This is a genomic window from Sphingobium sp. B2D3A, from assembly GCF_025961795.1.
Classification (GTDB): Bacteria; Pseudomonadota; Alphaproteobacteria; order Sphingomonadales; family Sphingomonadaceae; genus Sphingobium.
Genome location: NZ_JAOQOI010000002.1, coordinates 45002 through 68694, shown reverse-complemented (window position 1 = coordinate 68694; position 23693 = coordinate 45002). Strand labels below are relative to the sequence as shown.

The window sequence follows — 23693 nt, the reverse complement described above, 5'->3', positions numbered from 1 at the left end:
TCAAAAATCCACCGAGAGACGCAGGGCGACGGAGCGACCGACATAGCTGCGGGGCGCGGGATAGAGCTGCTGCGCGAACTCGACCCGCCTGTCGGCCAGCAGGTTCTGGCCGATCAGCGACAGATTGAGGCGCGGCATCAGCGCATAGTTGATGCGAAGATCGAGGTCTTGATAGGCCGGAATATCGCTCGCCGGCAAAGCGCTGACATGGCGCAGCCACGCATCGACTTCCAGATTGGGTGCCACATCGTAGCTGACCCGCATGCCGGCCTGAAACTTGGGCGAGAGGCCGGCGAGCGCATGGCTGATCGATGTCGGACTGTCCGTCTCAAAGGAGAGATGCTGCATCGAGGCATTGGCCTGCACCTTCAGATTGGGCGCGGGACTGAAGGTGATCGCGGCTTCCACGCCATAGGTCTGCCCCTTGCCGATATTGGCGCTCTGATAATCCAGCAGCAGAACAGGCGTGGGTGAGAAGACCATGGACTGGCCGCGCGCGGCGTAGCCGATGAGGTTGCGATAGCGATTGTAATAGGCCGCGATGTCATAAGTGAAGGAACTTGAGAGGCTGCCGCGAATCCCCAGCTCAAAGGCGTCGAGATTTTCAGCGGCCAGGTCGGCTTGCCCTTCGATGCGCGCGACCATGGGCATCGGGGTCGGATTCATCGGCGTTCCGGCGGGGATCCCCAGATTGACCCGGACGGCCTCCTCGAACCGTGCCGGCGTCCGCACCGCGCGGGAGGCGGCGGCCCAGATGGTCATTGAGGGCGTGGGCTTGGCGAGCAGGCGAACGCTGGGCTGAAGGGCAAAGCCGCTGATCGTGTTATATTCCGCCTTGGTCCCGGCCGAGAGCCGCAGGCGATCCGGCACCAGCCAGAGATCCTGCTGCGCGAAGCCACTCACCCAATGATGGGTTTCGCGCGGTACGGTGAAGGAGACGAAGCGGTCCGAAGAGCCCAGAGAATCGGTCGTCCGCCGGACGTTGAGACCGAGGACCAATTCCTGCCTGTCGCCGCCCAGGCGCAGACTGGCGTCAAGGTCATCCACGGTGCGGGAAATGTTGACGCCGAATTCACGGCGCTGAACCCAATCATGATAGGCCTGCAGATTGAACTCGCGCTGGCTATCCCAGCGATGTGACCAGCGCCCGAGCAGATTCATGCCGGAGAAGCTGCCGTCGAACGAGTACATGCCGGTCTGCTGGACCTGCGGCGGCGTTTGCAGCAGGTCCGCGACGAAGGTGCCATGCTGCACATCGCCCTGCAGCGTGATCGTGTCATTCTCGTCCGGCACCGCGTCCAGGCGGAAGCCAGCCTGCACGGCGCGCGAGCCGCTGTTCCAGCTGTCGCCATTCGGCTGCTCGAGCCCATCGATATCGCGTGCGGTCACATAGGCGCGATAGCTAAGCTTGTCCTTGCTTCCCCCGTAGCGCACCGTGCCGTTGCGCCCGTCGGCGGAGATGAACGCATTCGCCTGCCAGCCCTGGGTCTGGATGCTGTCCTTGGTGATGATGTTGATGACGCCGTTCACGGCGTTGGATCCCCACAGGGTGGCGCCCGGTCCCCTGACCACCTCGATCCTCTCGATGTCGGACAGGGGCACGAGCTGCTGGTCCCACAGCACGCCGGAGAGGCTGGAGACATAGAGCGAGCGGCCATCGATCATCACGAGCAGATTATTGGCAAACCGCGTGCTGAAGCCGCGCACGGAAACCGCCGTCGAGACGCTGTCGATTTGGCCCACTTCCACGCCCGGCACCAGCCGCAACACTTCGGGAATGCTCTGCGCCCCGGAGCGCAAAATGTCTTCCTGAGTCAAGATGGTGACAGCGGCAGTGCTGTCACTGAGGCGCTGCCTGCGCTTCGCGACGGAGGTGGATTCGGTGGTCAGCAGGTCTTCGAGCGAATAGCTGCTCAGATCCTGAGCATGGGCGCTCCTGACGCCGGGAACGCAGGCGCTGACCAGCGCCGCCGCTGCCATCAGCCGCCAACGGGAGGCCTTGACGCTCATCGGTCGCTCCCGGCGACGGGCAAACCGGCCATGCGCGGACAGCGCAGCCAAGCCAGCGCGTCCGCCTCATTGAGGGGCCGCGCGATGGCGTAGCCTTGCAGCGCGTCGCAGCCCATCTCCTTGAGCATCTCAGCCTGGGCCGCCGTCTCCACGCCTTCTGCCACCACTTCGAAGCCGAGACCGTCCGCGAGGCTGACGAAGGTGCGCACGACCGTTTGATAGTCCCTGCGCGTGGCAAGGTCCGTCACCAGCGAACGGTCGATCTTGATGCAATCGATCGGGAGAAGCAGCATTCTGGCCCAGTTGGAATAGCCGGTACCGAAGTCGTCGATCGCAATGCGGATGCCTAGCGAGCGAACCTCCAGCAAGCGCTCGACGAAGATGGGCGAGTCCTCCATCAGCATCGATTCCGTGACTTCAAACTCCAGAAGCTCGGGAGATGCGCCTGTCTGCGCCAAAGACGCCCGCACGAAATCCACGAAATCCGGCTGGCGGATGTCCTGCACCGTGATGTTCAGCGAGAGCAGGCAAGGCATGTCCTGCCGCGCCCAGTCTGCGGCGACCCGCATCCCTTCCAGAAGAGTCCAGCGGCCGATCTGCACCAGAAAACCGGCCTCTTCCGCCAGCGGGAGGAAACTGCCGGGCAATAACATGCCCCGCTGCGGGTGGCGCCACCGGACCAGCGCCTCGACAGAGGGACGCACATCGGGTCTGGTGGGCAGCTTGGGCTGGAACGCGAATTCCAGCTCGCCCCGGTCCGCCGCGAGCCGCAACTCGGCCTCCAGCCTTGCACAGTCCTGCGCCCGTTCGATGATCTGCGGATCGCATAGGCAGACCTGATTGCCGCCTCGCGCTTTTGCCTGATGCATGGCCATGCCGGCTTTCGCCATCAGTCGCTCATAGATCCTGGCGTCGTGCGGCATCCGCGCGGCGCCAGCGCTCGCGGTGAGCGTGGCCGGAAGCGTCCCGCCATCAAGGTCGAACGGTTCTGCCAGTAGGCGCAGGCACCGGGTCGCCAGTTCCTCCAGATCGTCCGCTGTCAGCGCGCCCGAGCAGAAGATGCCGAATTCATCGCCCGCGAGGCGCGCGATGATCGGCGCGGGGCCAGTCGGCCGCAACTCCCGGCACCAGTCCGCGGCCAACCGCAATCGCCCCGCAATCGCCTGCAGCAGCCGGTCGCTTTCCCACAAATCGAGCCGGTCGTTGATCTTTCGGAACGAGTCCAGGCCCAGATAAATGATGGCGCCGACCGGGCTGGTCGCACCGCTTTCGTGGATGGCGGCCTCGACCAGACGACGAAAGCCGACACTATTGTCCAGAGCCGTCGCTGGGTCGGTGAGCGCCGCCCGCTCACTGGCGCGCAATAATGTGGACACCCGCCTCATCAGTTTCGCCAGGGCAAGTCTGAGTTTTTCCGGCTCGGCATCGAGATCGGTCTCGGGGTTAAAGGCCCACTCCCCAAGCGCGGTCGCCTCGATCATCTCGCAGACGCGATCCAGCCACGTCTCATCCACACGCTCCCCTGTGGCGCGAGGCGTGAAAGCCGAAGGGCTATCGCCGCTATGGGAGGGGATTGGATCGTGCTTCACCAGTCGCCTGCCTTGCAGGAGAGAAGCAGCTTCTGTCGCATGGGGCCCCTGCCCCCGCGTCGCAGCGGCCGGCATGAGGTTAGATTTTGGGGGCGGGATTTCGCAGGCACGACAAGGGATTGCGCCACACGAAAACGATCGATGAACATCCGCACGAGCCTTTCAATCCAGCGCGGCTCAGCGAGACCGCGACCGATGGTCGGCCGTGACAAAACAGGGCAAGCCGCCGAGGAGAGAGAAGCGGCCTGGCCCTATCTGTTGCCAATCATCGAGTGCAAGCGGCTCATTCCCGCCCCCTTAAGACAATGATTGGCACAACTATTCGAGAAATTTAAGTTTCTTCTTGTAACATATTGAAAGCATCTACAGCCACACAGTATTAATTTATGTTAACTAAGTTATTGTGCTGGATAGTTCTTCAATAAGCTCATGAAGAGACTTTGACGCCCGCTTGAAACGGTCGATATCCTCCGCCTCCTGAGAATCGCGAATTTCTGTCGGCGGATGCATGAGTTCGAACGTTCCATCCATGACGCCTAATTTGTTCCGCATCTTGTGCTGCAGCTCCCGCACACGCGCGACCGACAGCGTCGTGGGTGAGTCCAAATTTTTCGGCTGTTCCATCATGACACCATATAAATTTGTCGCAGATGATCGTCTGCTATTGATTGCACGATAGGGAAGGCTTTTAAACGGGGGAAAATAAGCCCGCCGTTCGGCTTCAGGCCGTTCGCACTGGATAGGGTAAAGACATGCCGCAGGTCGCAAGCGTCGAAAAATCCACCCAAATACTCTATGCAGACGATGAGGATGATCTTCGAGTCGTCGTAACGCGTCTGCTGGCCCGCGTCCCTGACTTCGAGGTGCAGGACGTGAACAGCGGCGCAGCGCTGCTTGCACGGCTCGCCGATCCGGCGTGCAAGCCGGACGTCATTCTGCTCGATGTCATGATGCCCGGCCTTGATGGCCTGGAGACAGCCCGTCGGGTGCGGCGAACAGACCAGCAAACCCCGATCATCTTCTTCACCGCCAATGCCGAACTCACCGAGCAGTGGCGCGCCAGCGATGGGCCAATCCTCGGCACGCTCAAAAAACCCTTCGATCCCGACATGCTGGCGCTGGATATTTTGCGGATGCTGGGCCGCCAGCTGTCCTCAGACCCAGCCGCGCCATTCCCTGACTGAAAGAAGAAGGCACGGACACTGTTGCGTCCGTGCCTTCTGGCTGGATTGCCGGGTGCCCCGTCAGCGCCGGATGAAGCGCAGACTTGGCGAGATCACCCGATTGGTCGGATAGGGGAGACCACTTCCCTTCACCGTGACCCTGCAATCCTGCTGTTCGGTTCCGCTCTTGCAGACCAGTTCTTCATCGGACGAGGCCTCGACTGTGCCCTGCTCGCTGCTCTGGCCATTCCCGTTCGTCGCAGCGCCATCGGCATTGGCGACGCCGGTGCGGCCAAGTTCACCCGGGCCAGTGATGGTCTGGCCGGCATCGGCCCATCCATCGTTATAGCCGACCTGCACGTTGACGGGGATCGTACCGGGCAACTGGTTCGCACCGCCCCAGCCGAACACCGCGCCCGGATCGAACCCGGCGCCGCCCCGCACGGGTGCGGTCGAAGCCGACGTGTTGCTCGGCGGGGTGCTCTGCGAGGCCGTATCGGCCGCACCATGAGCTGCATCGATAACGGTGGAAGGCAGCGGGCTTCCGCCGTTACCCGAACCGCCATTGCCGGACCCACCGTTGCCAGACCCACCATTCCCGGTTCCGCCATTACCGGACCCATTCCCACCGGAAGCCGATGCCAGGATCGCGAAATTGCCCGGCGTGACGCTCAGCGCATAGTTGCCGCCGGCCGACAGCGAACCCAGTCCGATGGCGTAATTGCCGACCGCTTCACCTGCGACACGCGATGCACTGCCGGTGAGGTGGTCACCCGCGACCATGCCCTCGCCGCCGAGCGTGTAGGTGAAGGCGGGATCGACCGCGCCGCGCACCTTGCTCTGATCGGCGAAGACGATGCTGATCTGGCGCTGGTTGATCGTACCCACGGCGCCGGCAAGAGCAGGGCTGACCGTGTAGTTGCCGGCATCCGCACCATTCAGGGCCAGATCGGCAACCGAGACCATCTTGACAGTGCCAGCGTTCCGGTCGGCATAACGCGCCGTGCCGTTCGCAACCACTTGGTCGCCGGTGATCAGCCCATCGAGAGCCACGTCGCTGGCCGAGAAGCTGGCCAGATCGGCGCCATCATAGCCCTTGACCAAAGTGCCAACGAACCGTGCCGAGAGGGCCTTGGGCGAGATGGCGGCCACCAGCGGCGCGATGGTGTCGAGCACATAGTTGCCGGCATCCGCACCGGAGAGCCCGGCACTCGACACCGTGACCACCTTGCCGGTTCCCGCATTGCGATCGGCAAAGGTGAAGGTGGCGCCGGTCAACGCGACATGGTCGCCCGTCACCACGTCGGTGAGCGGATCGAACTCGCCCGTGCCGGCGGTCGTGCCGTCATAGACCTTGTCGTTGGCATGGGCCACCGTGGCAATCAGCCGCTGGGCAATGGTGCCGGTCGCATCGGTGTCGAAGCCCACGATATAGTTGGCGCCGCCATTGCCGTCGTCGAGGGTCCAGTTGTTGACCCGCAGCGTGCGGTTGCCGGCATTGCGGCTGTCGAACGCCTGCGTCGCCTGAGCCATGTCACCCTGCACCAGCCCCGTGATCAGCACTTGGCCGGAGGAGGCATCGGTGCCGTCATAGGTCTTGCTATCGGAGACAGTGCCGAGCGTCAGAGCCGCACGAGTGATGTTCGCGATGCCAAGGGCAGAGCCATCCGCCAGCACATAATTGTCGTAACCGTTATTGGTCAGGGCGTAACCCGAGAGCGTGACCGCCTTGCCGGTGCCTGCGTTGCGATCGGCCAGCAGGCCGGTCACGCCGGAGGTGTCGAGGAACACGCCATCGGCGCTCAGCAGATCCTGGGTTACCGTGTCGCCATCGGCGAGCGTGAACCCGATCGTGCCGAGCTGGTGCGTGCCGAGCAATGTGGTGCCGTCATAGGTTTTGGTGCCCGCACCGGAGACCGTCACCGTGATGGCCCGCGGCGTGATCGTGCCAATATTGGCTGCGGCATAATCCTGCAGCAGGACATAGTTGCCGGCATCCGCGCCGTTCAGGGTCATGCCGCCCACCGACACCATCTTGTTGGTGCCGGCATTGCGATCGTCATAATGAGCGCCAGCCGTGGTGAGCGTCAGCGCATCGCCGGCGATCACCCCATCGAGATTGATCGGCAGCACCGTGGCGTTGTCAGTCCCGTCATAGACCTTGGTGACGGTCCCGGTTAGTGCGCCACTCAGCATCTTCTGCGTGATGTCGCCCGACGCCGTGACGATATTGCGGATATAGTTATTACCGTCATTGCCGTCGTTGATCGTCCAGCCGGTGACCGTCAACGTGCGGTTGCCCGCATTCTTGCTGTCGAACGACTGCATGGCAGTGGCGGTATCGACATCGACGAGGCCGGTGATCGTCACGGTCCCGGTGGACCCGGTGGTGCCGTCATAGACCTTGCTGTCGCCAGAGGCTGTCAGCGTCAGGTTCGCCTTGAGGATATTGGCCGTGCCGTTGGCGACATTGCTCAGCACATAGTTGGCTGCATCCGCCCCGGAGAGGCCAAGGCCCGAGACGATCACGCTCTTGCCGTTGCCGGCATTGCGGTCGATGAAGGCCATGTGCCCGTTGCTGTCATCCAGCGAGACCAGATCATTGCCGATGACGCCGACAAGGCCGTCGAAGCTTCCCGCGAGGGTCGTGGTGCCGTCATAGACCTTGTCATTCACGATCGCGCCGGCGTTCAGCACCTTTTGCGTGATCGTGCCGCTAGCGGTCGAGCCGAGCGAGACGGCGTAGTTGTTACCACCATTGCCGTCATAGACCGCGTAGCCGTTCTGCACGGTGAGCGTGCGGGTGCCCGCCTGACGCTGGTCATATTCCTGCGTCGCGATGACGGTATCGCCCGCGATGAGACCGACCGCCTGCACGAGGCCGTTCGACAGCGTGGTGCCGTCATAGACCTTGCTGGCACTGGTTGCGTTGAGCACCAGGCTGGCCTTGTAGATGTCGGCCGTGCCGTTGGCGATGGAATTGAGCGTGTAGTTCGCCGCATCCGACCCTTTCAGCAGATAGCCGGTGGCGACCACCGCCTTGCCGAAGCCCGCATTGCGGTCGATGAATGTCAACCGGCCATTGGCGTCGTTGAGGTGAACCTGATCCGTGCCGATCACCCCGTCCAGATCGGCGAAGGTGCCGATTGCAGCGGTGGTGCCGTCATAGACCTTGTTGCCGACCGTCGCCGTGGCGGTGATCGTCTTGGGGGTGATGGTGCCGGCCGTGGCCGATCCGATCACGACCGCATAGTTGTGGCCACCATTGCCGTCCTGCACGCTCCAGCCATTCTCGACCTGCAGCGCCCGGACGCCCGCGTTGCGGCTGTCGAACGACTGGGTCGCGGTGACGAGGTCGCCACTGATGAGGCCACTGGCCACAACCGTTCCGCCAGAGGCGTTCGTGCCGTCATAGACCTTGCTGTCTGCGCTGGCGGTGAGCACCAGATTGGCCTTGAGGATGTCGGCGGTGCCGTCCGCCACCGGATCGAGGATGTAGTTGCTGGCATCCGCACCGGTCAGCACCGGGTTGGAGACAGTCACCGTCTTGCCGATGCCGGCGTGGCGATCGGCGAAGGCCAGTGTCCCGGCTGCCTCGACATGGTCGCCAGTCACCAGATTGGTGAGCGCGCTGAACGTGCCGGTGGCCGTGGTGGTGCCATCATAGACCTTGTTCTGGACGGACACCGTGGTGCTGGTCGTCCGGCGGTCGATGATGCCGTTGGCCGTTCCGAAGTCGACCAGATAGTTGGCCCCGTTGTTGCCGTCATTGATGACATAACCGTTCTGTACGACGAGTAGACGATTGCCGGCATTCTTGCTGTTGAACGCCTGGGTGGCGGTGGCACTGTCTCCCGCAATAAGGCCGACGATCTGCACCACTCCGTCCGAACTTTCAGAGCCATCATAGACCTTCTGATCGGAGACAGCATTGAGCGTCAGGGCGGCGCGGGCAACGTCAGCGACACCAAAGGCCGAGGACGATGCGAAGACATAATTGCCGAAGTCATTGCCGGTCAGCGTATACCCGCTCAACGTCACGCTCTTACCGGTTCCGGCATTGCGATCAGCCAGCGCTCCGGTCATCCCCGAAAGATCGACCCCGATCCCGTCCGCAGCCATCAGATTCTGGGTCGCACTGTCGCCATCGGCAATCAGCAGGGCAATGCTGCCGAGCTGGTTATTGCCCAGAATATCGGTGCGATCATAGGTCTTCGTGCCGAGGCCCGTCGCGGAGACGGTGATCTGGCGGGCGGAAATCGTCCCCACATAAGCGGAGGCATTGTCGCTCAGCAGATCATAGTTCGCCGCATCGGCGCCGCTCAGCTGGATGCCGGACACGGTGACCAGCTTGCCGGTGCCGACATTTCTGTCCGCATAGTTCGCCGTGCTGGCGGTCACCGCGACGGCATCGCCCGACACGATATCGACGAGGTTGCTCGGAAGCAGGATCGCCGTCGTCGTGCCGTCATACACCTTGCTAACGGCGCCGGTGAGCGTGGCACTGATCTGCTTGCGCGAGATGGTGCCCGCAGCCGTGTTGCGCACCACAAAGTAGTTGGCGCCGTTATTGCCGTCATCGATGGTAAAGTGGTCGACGACAAGCTGGCGATTGCCGGCATTCTTGCTGTCGAACGCCTGGGTGGCGCTCAGGCTGTCGCCTGCAAACAGACCGTTCCACTGCACCACGCCGTTCGATGTCGTCGTGCCGTCGTAGATCTTGCTGTCGGATACGGCATTAAGTGTCAGGGTCGCCCGAGCGATGTCGGCCAGACCCAAGGCGGATGTCGAGGTGAGGGCGTAATTGCCCAGGCTGTTGTTGGTGAGCGAGAAGCCGCTCAGCGTCACAGCTTTGCCATTGCCGGCATTGCGGTCTGCAAACGCTGCCGACAGGGTCGAAGAGTCGAGCCCCAGGCCGTCGGCGCTCAGCATGCCTTGCGTCGCGGCATCACCATCGGCGAGGATCAGCGCCAGACTGCCGAACTGCGAGAGCGCGAGGTTGGCGTTGCCGTCATAGGTCTTGCTGCCATGGCCGGTCACGGTCACGTTGACCTGACGCGGCGTGATCGTGCCGATGTCCGCAGAAGCCGAGGTGGCATTCAGCACATAGTTGGCGGCATCGGTGCCCGTGAGCTGCATGCCTGAGACGGTGACCGTCTTACCGGTGCCGACATTCGCATTGGCGAAATCGGCGCTGGCGGTGGTGACGACCAGATCGTCCCCGGCGATCACGCCGGCAATATTGACAGGCTGCAGCGTCGCGCTGGTGGTGCGGTCGTAGACCTTGCTCACCGTGCCGGTCAGCGAGCCGGAGAGCAGCTTCTGCGCGATGCTGCCGCTGGCCGCCGTGCCAAGGACGACGGCATAGTTGCCACCGCCATTGCCATCCTCGACCGTCCAGTGATCGACCTGCAATGTGCGGCTGCCCGCATTCTTGCTGTTGAACGCCTGGGTCGCGGTCACGCTGTCGCCGGCGATGAGGCCGCTGGAGAGGACAACGCCCGTCGAGCCGGTCGTGCCGTCATAGACCCGTGACTCCGACACCGCCGTGAGGTTGAGCGTCGCCTTGGAGATCGTCGCCGTCCCGTCGGCAATGTCGCTCAGCGTGTAGTTCGCCGCGTCCGCGCCGGAGAGCGTTGCGCCCGAGACCGTCACGGTCTTCCCGACGCCGGCATTGCGATCATAGAAGGCAAGGGTCGCGCCGCTGTGATCCAGCGATACATCGTCTCCCGTGATGGTATTGCCAAGGCCACTGAAAGTGCCCGTGGCCGTCGTCGTGCCATCATAGACCTTGTTCTGGACCGCCGCAGTCGCCTGCAGGACGCGCTGGCTGATCGTGCCGTTGGCCATGGCGCCATAGCCCACCAGATAGTTGCCGCCGCCATTGCCGTCGAACACCGTGTAGCTATCGACCTGCAGCGTGTGTGCGCCGGCCTTGAAGCCGTCGAACCGCTGCGTCGCCACAAAGCCGTCGCCCGCGATCAGGCCGCTGGCCTGCACCGCGCCCGCCGAAGCGGTCGTGCCGTCATACTGGCGCATGTCGGTCACTGCAGAGAGGACGAGCTGCGCCTGGCTGATCGTCGCGCTGCTGTTGGCAATGCTGCTCAGCGTGTAGTTGTGCGCATCGGTGCCGCCCAAGGCATAACCGGTAGCAGTCGCCGCCTTGTTGATGCCCGCATTGCGGTCATAGAAGGCCAGGCTGCCATTGGTCTTGTCCAGCAGCACCTGATCGGTGCCGACGATCCCGCCCAGCGAGTAGAGGTCGCCCGTAGCCGTCGTCGTGCCGTCATAGACCTTGTTGTTGACGATGGCCGTCGCGGTCAGCACCTTGCGAGCGATCGTGCCGGATGCGGCCGAGCCAAAGGTGGTGACATAGTTGTTGCCGCCATTGCCGTCGTTCACGGACCAGCCGGCCTGCACCTGCAGGGTGCGCGACCCCGCATCGCGCGTGTTAAACGCCTGGGTTGCCGTGAAGCTGTCCCCGGCTGCCAGGCCAAGCGCCTGGACCGCAGCGGAAGAGGCGACCGTGCCGTCATAGCTCTTGCTGTCGCTCACGGCGGTCAGCACGAGATTGGCGCGGGTGATGTTGGCCGTGCCGTTGGCGATCGGATCGAGCACATAGTTGCCCGCATCCGCACCGGTCAGGACGGCGCCAGCCACGCTGACTGCCTTGCCGTTGGCGGCGTTTTTGTCCGCGAAGCTGAGCGTGCCGCTCGCCGCGACGATGTCGCCGGATATCACACCCGAAAGCGGGTCGAACGTACCGGTGGCGCTCGTCGTGCCGTCATACACCTTATCATTGGCGTGGACCGTCGTGCTGACCGCGCGCTTGTAGATCGTTCCGGCTGCGTCGATACGGCTGACGATATAGTTCAGACCGCCATTGCCATCGTTGACGACATAGCCATTCTGGACTTGGAGCAGGCGGCTGCCCGCATTCTTGCTGTCATACGCCTGCGTGGCCGACGCCGTGTCGCTGCCCTTCAGGCCGGAAATCGTCACCGTGCCGATCGAGCTGGTGGTCCCGGTATAGGTCTTGCTCATGCTCGACGCGGTCATGGTCAGCGCGGCGCGTGCCACATCCGCAATGCCGTTCGCCGAGGTGGAGCTGAGCACATAGTTGCCCAGCCCGTTGTTCATGAGGCTGTAACCGGAGACCGTCATCGACTTGCCGGTGCCGGCATTCTTGTCGGCCAGCATGCCGGAAATGCCGCTGCTGTCCAGCGTGACCCCGTCAGCGGACAGGAGCGCCTGCGTTGCGCTGTCGCCCTGCGCCAGCGTGAAGCCGACGCCGGAAAGCTGCGCACCGGTGAGCCCAGTGGCGGCATCGTAGGTCTTGCTGCCATGGCCGGTCGTGCCCACCGTGACGGTGCGCGCCGTGATGGTGCCCACATAGCCGGAGGTGCTGGTGCTGCCGAGCGTGTAGTTGGACGAGTCCGCTCCGGCCAACGCCAGACCGGTTGCGGTGACCAGCCGGTTCGTGCCGACATTCTTGCTATCATAGCTGGCGGACGTCGACGAGACGGTGACCGCATCGCCCGCCACCACACCATTCAGATTAGTACCTGAAATGGTTGCCGTGGCGCTGCCGTCATAAACCTTGGTGACAGGGCCGACGAGCGAGGCCGAGAGGGTCTTGCGGGCAATCGCGCCAATGTTGCCGGTGACGGAGCCCGCAATCGTGTAGTTCGCCGCATCCGCGCCGGTGAGGCTTAGGCCATAGGCCGTGACCGACTTGCCGGTGCCGGCATTCTTGTCGCCATAGAGCCCGACCAGACCCGCGGCTAGTGACACGGCGTCGCCCGAGACGACGCCGGTCATGGCGACATTGGACGCCGTGATCGAAGCCAATGTGTTGCCGTCATAGACCTTGTTGGAGGCGCCGGTGAGCGAGGCCCCCAGCTGCTTGGCCGAGATCACACCGAAGCTGGCCGTGGCTGCCGTATTCACCGTGTAATTCGCGGCGTCGGCCCCGGTCAGCGCCAGGCCGGAGACGGTCACCGTCTTGCCGGTGCCGGCGTTCTTGCTGTCATAGAGGCCGGTCGTCGGCATCACCAGCGACACCGAGTCACCGCTTACCGCATTCGCCAGCGCATAGTTGGAGGCGCTGAGCGAGGCGGTGGTCGTCCCGTCATATGCGCGGGTGATCCCGCCCGTCAGGCTGGCCGTCAGCGCGCGCGGCGTGATGCTGCCCATGACGGCGGAGGCCGTGTAGTTCGCCAGACCATAGCCGTAGATGCGGATAGCGCCATCGCGCACGACCACCGCCATCTCGTCCGCCATCACCGTCTTGGAGGCGCCGACATTCTTGTTGTCGAAGCTGCCGAGCGCATAGACCGTTGCCTTGTCGTTGCCGAGCAGGCCTGTCACGAGGAAGTTGGTCTGCGTCAGCAGGGCGTCGGTCGTGCCGTCATAGACCTTGGTGACATTGTCCTTCAGCGAGATGCTGAGCAGCGGCATCTGGTTGTACATAACGCCATTGCCGGTGGTCTGCGCCGGAGCGGTGATGCCGTATGACGCGCCATATTGGCGGAAGCTATAGGAGAGGCCGCCGACATCGTTGGTCGGGTCCTGCAGCCAGACCAGCCAGCGACCATTGGCGGCGGAGAGCGCGCCTGCGCCGCCATTGTTGAAGAACTTGCCGTTCGTCGCGAGTTGCAGCGAGGTGTTGGCCCCGCTTGCCGACACGCTGCTGCCCGCCGTCATGGTCAGGTCGCCAACCGAGCGGATGACCGCGCTGCCGGTCGTCACGGCGCCGTTGATCTCCAGCGCGCTGCTGGTGAACAGGTCCAGCTTGTTGGTGAGCGACATCGGGCCGAGCTTGCCGATGGTGTTGCCGCTGTTGTTGAACGAGACGGTGCCCGCGCTGCCGGTGAGCTGGCTGGCGCTGATGTCCACGGACTGTGTGAACAGGCCACTGCCGGCCAGCGCCAGGCCACCATTGGCGATCAGCGGCTTGTTATCGGTGTCGCCGGTGACGCTCACCGTGCCAGTGCCCGCCAGGGTGACCGGGATCGCATAGATGCTCGCGCCGGTCTGGGTGTAGAGCGTCAGGCCCGTGCCGGTGCCGGTCGATCCGCCGAAGACGATGCCGCTATAGGCGCCGGTCAGCACATTATTGTTGATGAAGCCGGCGTAGATGTCCGAGCCGAGCGTCAGATTGCCGCCATCCTCGGCGCGCAGGGTCAGCACGCCCTTGGTCAGCAGCTTGGCGGCGACCGGGGTTGCGCCGTTCTTGGCGTTGAGGAACATGCTGTTGGCGACGAGCGTCAGATTGCCCGTATAGGCTGCGGTGCCGAGCGTCGCGGCGCCGGTGTTGCCCTGGTAGATGCCATAGCTGTTAGCGTTGCCCGCCCGGCCGGTGAGGGTCACTGGGCCGGAGCCCGTGGCATTGACCACGGCGACGTTGTTCGCGCCGTCGAAGAAGATGCCGCTATGGGTAAGCGCCGCGCTGCCGGCGGCACCGCCACCGAAGCCGGTGAGGTTGATCGCGCCAGCAGCCGTGGAGCGCACGGCGGCGCCACCAGAGATGGAGATGCCGGTGCCGTTGGCGGTGGCCAGGCCGCCGCGCCCGTTGATCGTCAGCGCCTTGGCGCCCGAGACGGCCACGCTGGCGTTCGTGTTCATCAGCACGCCGTAACTCGATGTGGCGGAGGAGGCGCCATTGCCGACGCCGCTGATGGTGATCGCGCCGCCCGTGCTGCTGATCGCGCCACCGTTCAGATAGACGCCCGCATCGGCCCCGGCATAACGGCTGGCGCCCATGACGATGAGGTCGCCGCTCGCGATGCTGAGGTTGGTCGTGGAGCTGGTCTGCACCGCATATTGGTCGCTGGCCCGTCCCAGCGCATACAGCCGCAGGCTGCCGGTGCCGGTGGTGGCAAGCGTCTTGCCGGTGAGGTTGAGGCCCATCGAGCCGCTATTGCTGCCGATCGCGCGCATCTCGATGTCGCCGCCGCCGGCCGTGAAGGCTGCGCTGGAAGAGCTGATATTGATGTTCGCGCCCGTCGCCAGCATCGCCGCCGTATAGGCCGCCAGATCCACCGTCGGGTCGAGCAGCGGAGACACCGCCGCCGATCCGCCGCGCAGCAGGATGTTGCCGCCCTGCGTGCTGATGGTGCTGCCCACCGAGATGATGCCCGTCGCAGCATCGGCGGAGCGCGCGATCAGTGTTACGTCCAGCTTACCGGCACCAGATGCCGCGATGATCCCGTTGTCTGCGTTTACGCCGCCCTGCGACTTGGCGGTGAAGCTGGATGCGCCCGTCGCCGAAGCCACCTTGTTCACGATCGGAACAAACAGGTTGTTGACCGACGACATTGTGACAGCGCTGCTGCCGTTCAGGGTGATCCAGCCAGTCGAGAGTGTTGCGCCAGAGGTGATGTTGGTCGCGTCCGCCGTGGCGAGCGAGATGTTGCTCGTCGTCACATTGCCGGCGGCGCTGATCGCCACCGCGCCGCTCGTGCCGGTCTGGTTGATGTTGCTGGTGTTGACGGTGGTGGTCGCGGAAGAAACAGTCAGCGCGCCAGAGACGTTGATTGCACCGGCGACACTGAGGTTTACATTGCTCTTCGCCGTCAGGGCACCCTTGCTCACCGTCAGCGCTTGCGCGGAGAGGTTGCCGTCCTTCGCCTCGACCAGCAGGTCGTTGGCGTCGATAGTGACGTTGCTGCCCAGCGTGACCGAGCCGCCATTGGCGACAATGCGGCTGGCCCCGCCGGCCGTCTGGGAGACGGTGCCGGCAATGTTGATGCTGGCCGCGCTAGTGATGTCGATCACGCCGCCCGACCTGATCTTGGAGGAGGCATTGCTGGATTGGAAGCCATTATAGCCGCTGCCCGAGCGCGGCGCCGAAATCGTTACGCCGCCCGCGCCCGCCTTCAGATCGACCGGAGCGCCGAAGTTGATGCCAACGCCGGCGCTGTCCCCGAGCAGGGTCACACTGTTTGTGCCGTCGATCGTCACGGTGCCGGCACCGGAGAAGTTGGTGCCCACATTGACGCCGGAGGTCGTCTGGCCAGTCATGACCACGTCATTGCCAACGAATATGCCGCTCGAGTTGCTGCTGCGAGAGATGCCGGCCAGGTTCTGGGCCGATCCGTTCAGCGTCAGCGTGCCGGCACCTGCGTTCATGACGGACATCACGTCGGTGCCTAACATGATACCATGGCCGGAGACCGACGTGCCCGTGAGGGTGATGCCGCCGCTGCCGGAAACCAGGCTGCTATTGCCAAAGTAGATGCCCGAGCGCTGATCCGGGGTTGATCCACCAAGCGCCCCCGAAGCGCCAGTGAGCGTGATGCCGCCCGTGCCTGCCGTGATGATGCTGGAGCTATCGCTGAGGGTAATGCCATTGCCGGTCTGACCGGGATTACTCACGTTCGCCACGCTGCCGAAGAGGCTGACATTGCCGCCTGCCGTCGTACCGCGCCGCGCGTCGATCGCGCCCGATCCCGTCACTCGCACGCCGGGACTGCCGGTGTTGCCCAATGCAAAGCCGCCCAGCGTCGACGTGCCATAGGCGATCACGTCACCGCCTTGGGTGGTGATGGCGGAGGCGATGTCGATATAGCTGGCGCTGGAGTTGCTGTCATCGAAATTGGTATTCAGCGTCACGTCCATCTTGCCTGCACCGGACGCGGCCGTGATGCCGTAATTGACGGCGACTCGTTGTCTGGTGCGCACGATCACCTTGCTGGCGCCAGTGGCGGATGACGTCTTGACGATCTTGCCAATATTGCCGCCGCCGTTCGGCGCGAGGACGTACAGGTCGCTATTGCCGCTCATGGTGGTCGAGTTGTTCGCGTCAAAATCCCAGCCCAGCGCGCCACTCAGCGTGATGGCATCGTTAGTCGCGGTGGTCAGCGCGCCGAACTTGATGACCTCATCGCTGGCGATGGATACGGTGCCGGTGGGGCCGGTCTGCTGGATACCGAGGTTGACGGCGTCCAGATTGACGAAGAGGTTGCCATAGATATCGATGGCGCCGGCGCTCTTGATGGACGACTTTGGCGACGTCCCATCTGTCGTCCCGGTCACCAGATCGATGCTTTTGGCGCCCACCGCCGTGCCGTTGGCGCGGATCGTCAGCCCGCCCGTGCCGGCGCTCAGGTTCAGCGTGGGGTAGATGCCGCTGCTTACGTTGCCCGCCTTGATCGTCGCCTTGGTGCCTGGAGGGCCGAGCGCAGGGCTTGCGCCATTGGCGGCGGAGGTGCCGACGAACGACAAGGCGCCGGTGCCCCCGGTCGAAATCGTGATGTTACCGGCACCGAACAGGATCGCTTCCCTGGACAGCGTGCTGCTGGTGCTCGCGCCGATCATGCTGATATTGCCGCTGGTCGAGGTGATCGATCCCGAACCGGTGTCGAGGAACAGACCGCCCGCCGTGACGCTGGTGCCCTTGAACGTGATGGCGCCCGTCGTCGTCGAGATCGTTCCGCCGACCACACGGGTGCCGTAGCCGACATTGTTCGTCTGTTCAGTAATGTTGCTCGTGGTGCCGTCAAAGCTGATGCTGCCGGTCCCGGTCGTCGTCGCCCGCGAAACGTAGAAATCCAAGCCAAAATAGCCAGCCGAGCTATTGGTGTTGGTCCCCTTGATCGAAATGTCGCCATTGACCGACGTAAAGCCGGTAGAGTAGCTCGAAATACCGGAGCCGTAAGCACCAGACGAGGTGCCCGTGATGGTCATCGGGCCATTGCCGCCCGCAATGTTGAACGGACCTGTGGCATTCCGATCAACCCTGATCCCATGCCCGCTTACGCTCGTACCAGTCATGGTGATCGCGCCACCTGCCCGGATGTTCAGATTGTAAAGGCTGATGCCGGTGGTCGCATCGCCGCCATAGGTGGAGGCGATGTTGCTGCCGGTCATATTGAGCGAACCGCTGCCCAGGTCGATCAGCCCGTTGGGGGAAACGAAGTGTACCCCCCCAGTGTCACCGAGGTTGCTGATCGCCGCACCGCTGCCTACCGCGCCGCTGCCGCCCCAGATGTTGAGGTCGCCGCCATTGGTGGCGATGTCGTTGGTGATCTTCACATAGCCGGTGGCGGCATCATTGGCGCGGCTGTTCAGGTTGACGGTCAGCTTGCCGACGGTCGAGCTGATCGCGCTGTTCAGGATGATATTGCCGTCCGCCTTCAGCGTCAGCGCGGCGTCGCCGCCTGCCGTCTTGCTGATGCTGGCGCCTGAGGCCAGCGTGATGTCGCCCGTGCCGCCCGAGACGCCGGCACCGCCGGTCGTGATCGTCACATTGGTGCCGCTGTTGAGCCGCCCGTTGAGGTTGGCGACGTTGATCGTGGAGGTGCCGGCAGTCGGCGTGTAAGTGCCGCCCGCATAGGTGGCCGAGGCATCCGCCGCCGTGGAGATGGTGACGCTGGCAGGATCGAGCAGCCACTCGCCCGCCTTGCCGCTGCCGGCCTTGGCATCGACCGTGCCGACGGCCTGGAGGACATTCTTGGACGAGGTTTCGACCCGGCCGCCGTCGGTGGCGCCGCTGGCGTCGATGGTGCCGTGGAAATTAGTGAAATTGTCGGACCAGAGCACGGCCTTGCCGCCCGCGCCGGCAGAACCGGTCACGTCGATCTTCGCGTCGGGTGCAACGACGACGGCCTGCGCGCGCTGGATGTCGCGGTCGAGCAGGCGGGTGTCGGCATTATGGCCGCCCTCCCAGTCGCCGCCGACGAGCACGGTGCCGCCGGTCGTGCCGGAGGCATCGAGCTTGGCGCCCTGATCGAGCAGGATGTTCTTGCCGGTCACTTCGATGGCGCCGCCGGTGGCGTCGGCCTTCTTTGCGGTGAGCGTGCTGGCGATGGAAACCTCGCCGCTTTCACCGGCGGTGAGGAAAATGCGCCCACCTTGCGCGGACACACCTTGGGCGTTGATCGCGCCGCTGGTGCCGGCGAGGGCATAGATATTGCCGCTCTGCGCGCGCAGCTCGGCCTCGGCGGCCTTGAGCTGGCCCGCATTGGTGACGGACGTGCCGGTGCCACCGACGACGACCGAGAACTTGCCGTCCCGGTCCGCCTGGTCGCGCAGCATCACCTGATAGCCGGCGAGCAGACCCACCGAGCCGTTCGCCGCCTCGATGGCGCCCTGATTGTCCACCTTCGCGGCGACCAGCACGACGTCGCCGCCGAGGCTGCCGATCTTGCCATAGTTGACGATGGAAGCCTCGCTCGCGCCCGCAAGCGTCTGGCTGCCGCCGGCCATGAAGCTCTCGTTGCTGATGTCCTGCGTGGAGCCGACGAATTTGCCGCCCACATCGACCTTGCCGCTCTTGCCGATGACGATGCCGTTGCGGTTGATGAGGTAGACCGATCCCGTCGATTGCAGCAGCCCGTCGATGCTGGAGGCTGCGGCGCCGGTCACGCGGTTCAACGTAGCGCCCTTGCCATTGTCGATCGCGACGGTGCCGCCCTGGCCGATGGAAAAGTCATTCCATTCGATGATGGCCTTGCCACTTGTCTGGCGGATGTCCGTCCGTCCCGCGCCCGTGTTGATCGTCGCAGAGCCGGTCACAACTGTGCCGCCAGAAGGCAGCGTCTGCGCGTAGACAGGCGCCAGCGGCACGAACGCGCACAGCGACAGGCCGAACAACGGCTTGGAAATGAGTGCGGCGCGGCGAGCCTGAGAGCGAGTGGTCATCGTATCAATCCCATCTTTTGTGAGCGCAGTGGTCCGGCCGCCGAAAGGGCGGGGAAGATCGCTCTGGTTTCGGTGCCTGCTGCGGGCCTTCCCGGGCGGGCGTTTCATGTGCGGGCCGCTCTGGGCGGCGGAAAATCCGGTGTCGCGTAGCGCGGCGGAATTCAGCGTGCTGCGTGGCGCAGCGGAAATCTTCTGGGGCGGATGGCGGCCGGCTGGGGATTGTGCCGGCCGCCATCCTTCGGGGGATCATGGGTGGTCAGGCGGCCCTTCTCAGGCGGCTTCGGCCACCGGCTGTTCCTCGGCCTGGCGGCGCGCCGCGCGGCGGGCGATGAGATCGTCCCAGCGCTGCAGCGAGACCAGGTGCATGTCGATCATCGCGTGGGCGCCGCGCTTGACGAGGTCGGCGAGCACCGGATCGGGCAGTTCGCGGAGCGTCTCTTCGGCGACGGCATAATAGTCCGCCAGATGCTCGGGGGTTTCACCCGGGATGAACGTGTTCTTGACCTCGAACAGGCCAGCAGCCTCGATCATGTCGATGAAGGTCTGCGTGCGGCGGCGCTCGGATTCGAACTCGTCGAGGAATGCGATGGCGTTCTTGGTGAATTCGGTCGGTTCGCCGCCGGAGAACAGGGCTTCGCCCTCGTCACCCTCGGTGAAGCCGGGCGCTGCACGGTCGATGCAGACGACGAACTGTTCCTCGCCGGCACCGGCCAGCGTGAAGGGGTAGCGGCGCAGATAAGCGGGCACATAAGCGCCGGCCTCGAACTGGCCGTTCGTCATGAACAGGTTCTCGCCCTCGGCCAGGCCCATCACCGCCAGCGGCGTGCGCTCGGCACCCGCGAAGATGATCGGATAGTGGCGCATCGCCTGCGGAAACTCGCCGACGAGCAGCGGCACCAGATGCAGTTCGCGCGCGTAGGGGAAGCCCGCTTCGGTGCGCTGAAAGCGCAGGGCGCCGTGAACTTCGGAGTGGAGAGCCTCAGGCTGATCGTAGAGAAGCTGCGAGCCAGAGAGTTCGATGTCGTTGTTAACCGTGGTCATGCGAGTGGTCCTTCGCTGTTAGTCGGGTTGTGATTTAGAAGCTGGCGGTGACGCGGGCCTGGAGGCGCCAGTCGCCGGAACGTGTGCTCATCCCATCCTTGAGAGCCCAGGCCGAATTGATGCCGGCGGAGAGGTGCCGGCCGAAGCGGTAGTCCGTACCCACGCCCGCCGATGCCACGGTCGTGTTGCGACGCGCGGCAAGGTCGCGCCCATGCGCGACGTCGCTGAAGAGGTAGGGAGAAAGCTGGTCGTCCTTGCCGGTCAGGGCGAAGGGCGGCAGGCGCAGCTCGTTGCGCAGCACGAAGCCGCGATCGTAGCTGCCGTCATCTGCCGTGTAGCCGCGGGCCAGTCCCTCGCCACCGACGCCAATCTGGGCAGGCAGCGGCAGCGGGCGGCGGGCATATTGGAACGCGAACTGACTCGTCAGCGCGAAGTTCTTCGGCAAGCGCACCGCGCCGGCGACGTCCAGCGTCGCATAGGCGTAACGGTCGGACGTGACCCGATCGTTGGTCAGTTCCGCTAGCCGCGCGCCCGAGCTGCGGGCGCTCACCCCACCGGGGCTGACATGGAGGTTTCCGCTGATCGAAAGCTGGCGTCCATTGCCCGTCCATCCCTTCGAAAGGCCGAGCAGGCCCTGCCACATATCCGCAGAGTCGGAGAGCGCGGTCAGCTGGCCGAAGAAGACCTCACGGCGCTGGCGCTTGAACTCGACGCCGGCGAGAACATCCCCAAAGCCGGCAGGCAGCCCCAGGTTGGACAGCGCCGAGCGATAGCCGAGCGTGGCCTCACGGGTGCGCTGGCGAACCGAGAAGTCCGCGTTGATGACCTGATTGGTGAGCGCATCGCTCAGCGTCAGTTCGATATTCTGGCGGGGGGCCGTCGGAATATAGAGGCGGCCACCTTGTGCGACATAGCGGGGCTGACCGCGAAGAATGCTGCCATCCTTGTACCAGAAATCCGTGCTGCCGGTGATCTGGTAGGAGGCGTAACCCCCTTCAATGAGCGGCAGACGGGCCATCGCACCGAGGAAGAACCGGTTAATCCCGGTGGAGTCCGAGCCGCCATTGCTCCAGCCGCCATAGACCCGCACAGGGCGGTCGCGACGCACGGCCAGTGTGAGGTCTGTGACGCCGTCCTGGTCCACCGCCGGCGCGAAGCGCGCACCGACTTCGCCCATCGGCGTGCGATTGAGCCAGTCGAGATCTTCGGCAAGCGGGGTCGCTTCCACCGGGTCGCCCGACTTCTGGCGGATGCCATCGCGCACGGCCTTGGCCGCCTTGCCGTCAGCGCCCTGCACCTTGATGTCGCCGACGCGGAACTCGGTCACGCGGATTTGCAGGACACCAGAGGTGATTTCCTGTGCAGGCGTGGAAAGAGAAACGAACGGGCGTCCGACACTGCGCGCCTTGCGCGCGATGCCAGCCTGGATCTGCGCGATCAGCTTGCGCGAGAGCGGCTGGCCGATGAACGACTGCAACGCCCTTTCGATACCGGCGCGATCGAGATTGGGAACGCGCGAGGCGTCGACCCCATTGGCAGGCACCACGTCGGAGGCGAGCGGCTCATCCGTGCCGGAAAGAAGAACGATGTGGCGCAGCGTCGCGCCAAGCGGGGTCTCGTCCTGCGATGCCGGGACGATGTCTGGCGCCGCAATGGGCGCGCCCGGCGCCACCGGAACCGGCGGGAGGCTGCGTTCGATTGCGGTCTGCGCAGTAGCCGCCGACGCACCCAGAAGGGCAAGGCTCGTCGAAAGCATTAAGATTGTGGTCTGTTTCATCATTCCAAGCCAATTACAAAGAGACATCAAGTCACGTCTGAAAGTAAATCTGTGGCCTGTAATGAGTAATTCTGATTAATAATTAGTTAAATTGGCTTGTTACATAATATATGTAACGCTATGTTACATATTTCACTATGTATCATCTAAGATGTATTTGAATAATGATAATGGCTTTTGCGTATTAGGAAGCTGAAGCATGAGAGGACGGCTTCCTGTGGCTGCGTGCAAACGGGATCTACGCGATCCACCCGCTTCCCCGGCGGACGATGATCCAAGTGACAATGTCGATAAGGAGAGGACTAGGGATGCAGATCCCGCCGCGCATACCTGCAAGGCCCGGAGAACCCGGCTCGCGTCACCGCCAACGACGCACTGCCGAGGCGCCCCGAGCGAGGTTCAGGATTCAGGCAAAGGATACAAGAGGAGCGCGGTCATCCATCAAATGGATCATCGACCGGCGAAAAAAGCGGCGCGCGGAAACCGACACCGCGAGAAAATCATGCTCAGTTCAATATGGCGCCTTGGGAGATATATACTCCCCGCTCGGGCCTGGCTGCGCCATTCGGGCGTGCAGTTCAGGCCCGGGGATGATCGGTAGCGGTGACGACATAGCCGGTCCCCCGCGCCGCGCGGACCGGAAATGCCATGCCGGTGAAATCCTCCACCCGTCGGCGCATCCGGGAGATCAGGACATCCAATGCGCGGTTGTCCGGGTCCACATGGGTTTTCCCAAGGTTCGCATTCAACACATCACGAGAAACCGCTTGCCCGGGCGTTTCCAGCAGCGGCGCCAGTATCTGGCACTCCAGCGAGGAGAGCTTGACCGATTTGCCGTTCGGCGCGGTCAAAAGCCAGGCGCGCAGGTCGAGATGCCACGAGCCCTTTTCGCCAACAGGATCTTCCTGGCTTGTCCGACTCTTGCTGACACGCCGCGCCAGATTTCTGATAACGCTCTCAAGCTCGCGCAGATTGACGGGCTTATGCAGATAATGGTCGACCCCCATGGAGAGGCTAAGCAGCTTGTCTTCTTCCGCGGTGCGTCCGGTGAGGATGATGATCCCCACTTGCGACCATGACCGAAGCCGGGCCGCGGCCATGATGCCATTCTCGCCCGGAAGATTTACATCCAGAATCACGACATCGGGCGGATCAGCCCGCCAAACATCGTCAAGATCAGCCGTATTGGCAAAGGGAGCGACCTTCATCCCGACGCCGGACAAGAACCGGCTCAATATACTCCTTAGGTCATCATCGTCTTCCACGATGCTTACCAAGACACTGTCTGGCATAATGGCTCCTATCTCTCGCCTTTCAATGACCCATGCCCTCGCTAAACCCTTATGCTTTCTCAGATATTACCAAAATTACCGTAAGTCCCAAACGCCGCTTCGGTCGGGTTGGTTGCTGGCCAGCCATAACCGGGTGTGCGCCACCCTGACGGGTTGAGGTCTCTTTTCTGATGCG

At 63.7% G+C, this 23693-nt stretch carries 7 protein-coding genes; 1 reads left to right on the top strand and 6 read right to left on the bottom strand.

Annotated features, from left to right (window positions below):
• Both M2337_RS17050 and M2337_RS17045 read right to left on the bottom strand, forming a co-directional pair.
• Entirely contained in the window at window positions 1–2010 is a 2010-nt protein-coding gene (locus tag M2337_RS17050) for a TonB-dependent receptor plug domain-containing protein (RefSeq protein WP_264572407.1), read from the bottom strand.
• Window positions 2007–3524 (bottom strand): putative bifunctional diguanylate cyclase/phosphodiesterase, encoded by a 1518-nt coding sequence (locus M2337_RS17045; RefSeq protein ID WP_264572408.1) that lies wholly within the window; start codon window positions 3522–3524, stop codon window positions 2007–2009. Before M2337_RS17045 ends, M2337_RS17050 begins: the two co-directional genes overlap by 4 nt.
• 827 nt (window positions 3525–4351) lie before the next feature.
• Here M2337_RS17045 and M2337_RS17040 point away from each other — a divergent pair.
• Entirely contained in the window at window positions 4352–4783 is a 432-nt protein-coding gene (locus M2337_RS17040; protein WP_264572409.1) for a response regulator, read from the top strand.
• A gap of 60 nt (window positions 4784–4843) precedes the next feature.
• Here M2337_RS17040 and M2337_RS17035 read toward each other — a convergent pair whose 3' ends face one another.
• The 4 genes from M2337_RS17035 to M2337_RS17020 form a co-directional block, all read right to left on the bottom strand.
• Window positions 4844–19408: a YDG domain-containing protein gene (locus tag M2337_RS17035; protein WP_264572410.1), complete on the bottom strand. Its 14565-nt coding sequence runs from the start codon at window positions 19406–19408 to the stop codon at window positions 4844–4846.
• Window positions 19409–19678: 270 nt separating this feature from the next.
• On the bottom strand, window positions 19679–20449 hold the full coding sequence (locus M2337_RS17030; RefSeq protein WP_264572411.1) for a SapC family protein: 771 nt from the start codon (window positions 20447–20449) through the stop codon (window positions 19679–19681).
• 34 nt (window positions 20450–20483) lie between these two features.
• Window positions 20484–22205 (bottom strand): ShlB/FhaC/HecB family hemolysin secretion/activation protein, encoded by a 1722-nt coding sequence (locus M2337_RS17025; RefSeq protein WP_264572412.1) that lies wholly within the window; start codon window positions 22203–22205, stop codon window positions 20484–20486.
• A gap of 599 nt (window positions 22206–22804) precedes the next feature.
• Entirely contained in the window at window positions 22805–23518 is a 714-nt protein-coding gene (locus M2337_RS17020) for a response regulator transcription factor (protein WP_264572413.1), read from the bottom strand.
• Window positions 23519–23693: the final 175 nt, after the last annotated feature.

Coding starts and splice junctions, on each gene's coding strand:
- M2337_RS17030 (WP_264572411.1), bottom strand. CDS start 20,449: ATGACCACGGTTAACAACGACATCGAACTCTCTGGCTCGCAGCTTCTC.
- M2337_RS17050 (WP_264572407.1), bottom strand. CDS start 2,010: ATGAGCGTCAAGGCCTCCCGTTGGCGGCTGATGGCAGCGGCGGCGCTG.
- M2337_RS17025 (WP_264572412.1), bottom strand. CDS start 22,205: ATGCTTTCGACGAGCCTTGCCCTTCTGGGTGCGTCGGCGGCTACTGCG.
- M2337_RS17040 (WP_264572409.1), top strand. CDS start 4,352: ATGCCGCAGGTCGCAAGCGTCGAAAAATCCACCCAAATACTCTATGCA.
- M2337_RS17020 (WP_264572413.1), bottom strand. CDS start 23,518: ATGCCAGACAGTGTCTTGGTAAGCATCGTGGAAGACGATGATGACCTA.
- M2337_RS17035 (WP_264572410.1), bottom strand. CDS start 19,408: ATGACCACTCGCTCTCAGGCTCGCCGCGCCGCACTCATTTCCAAGCCG.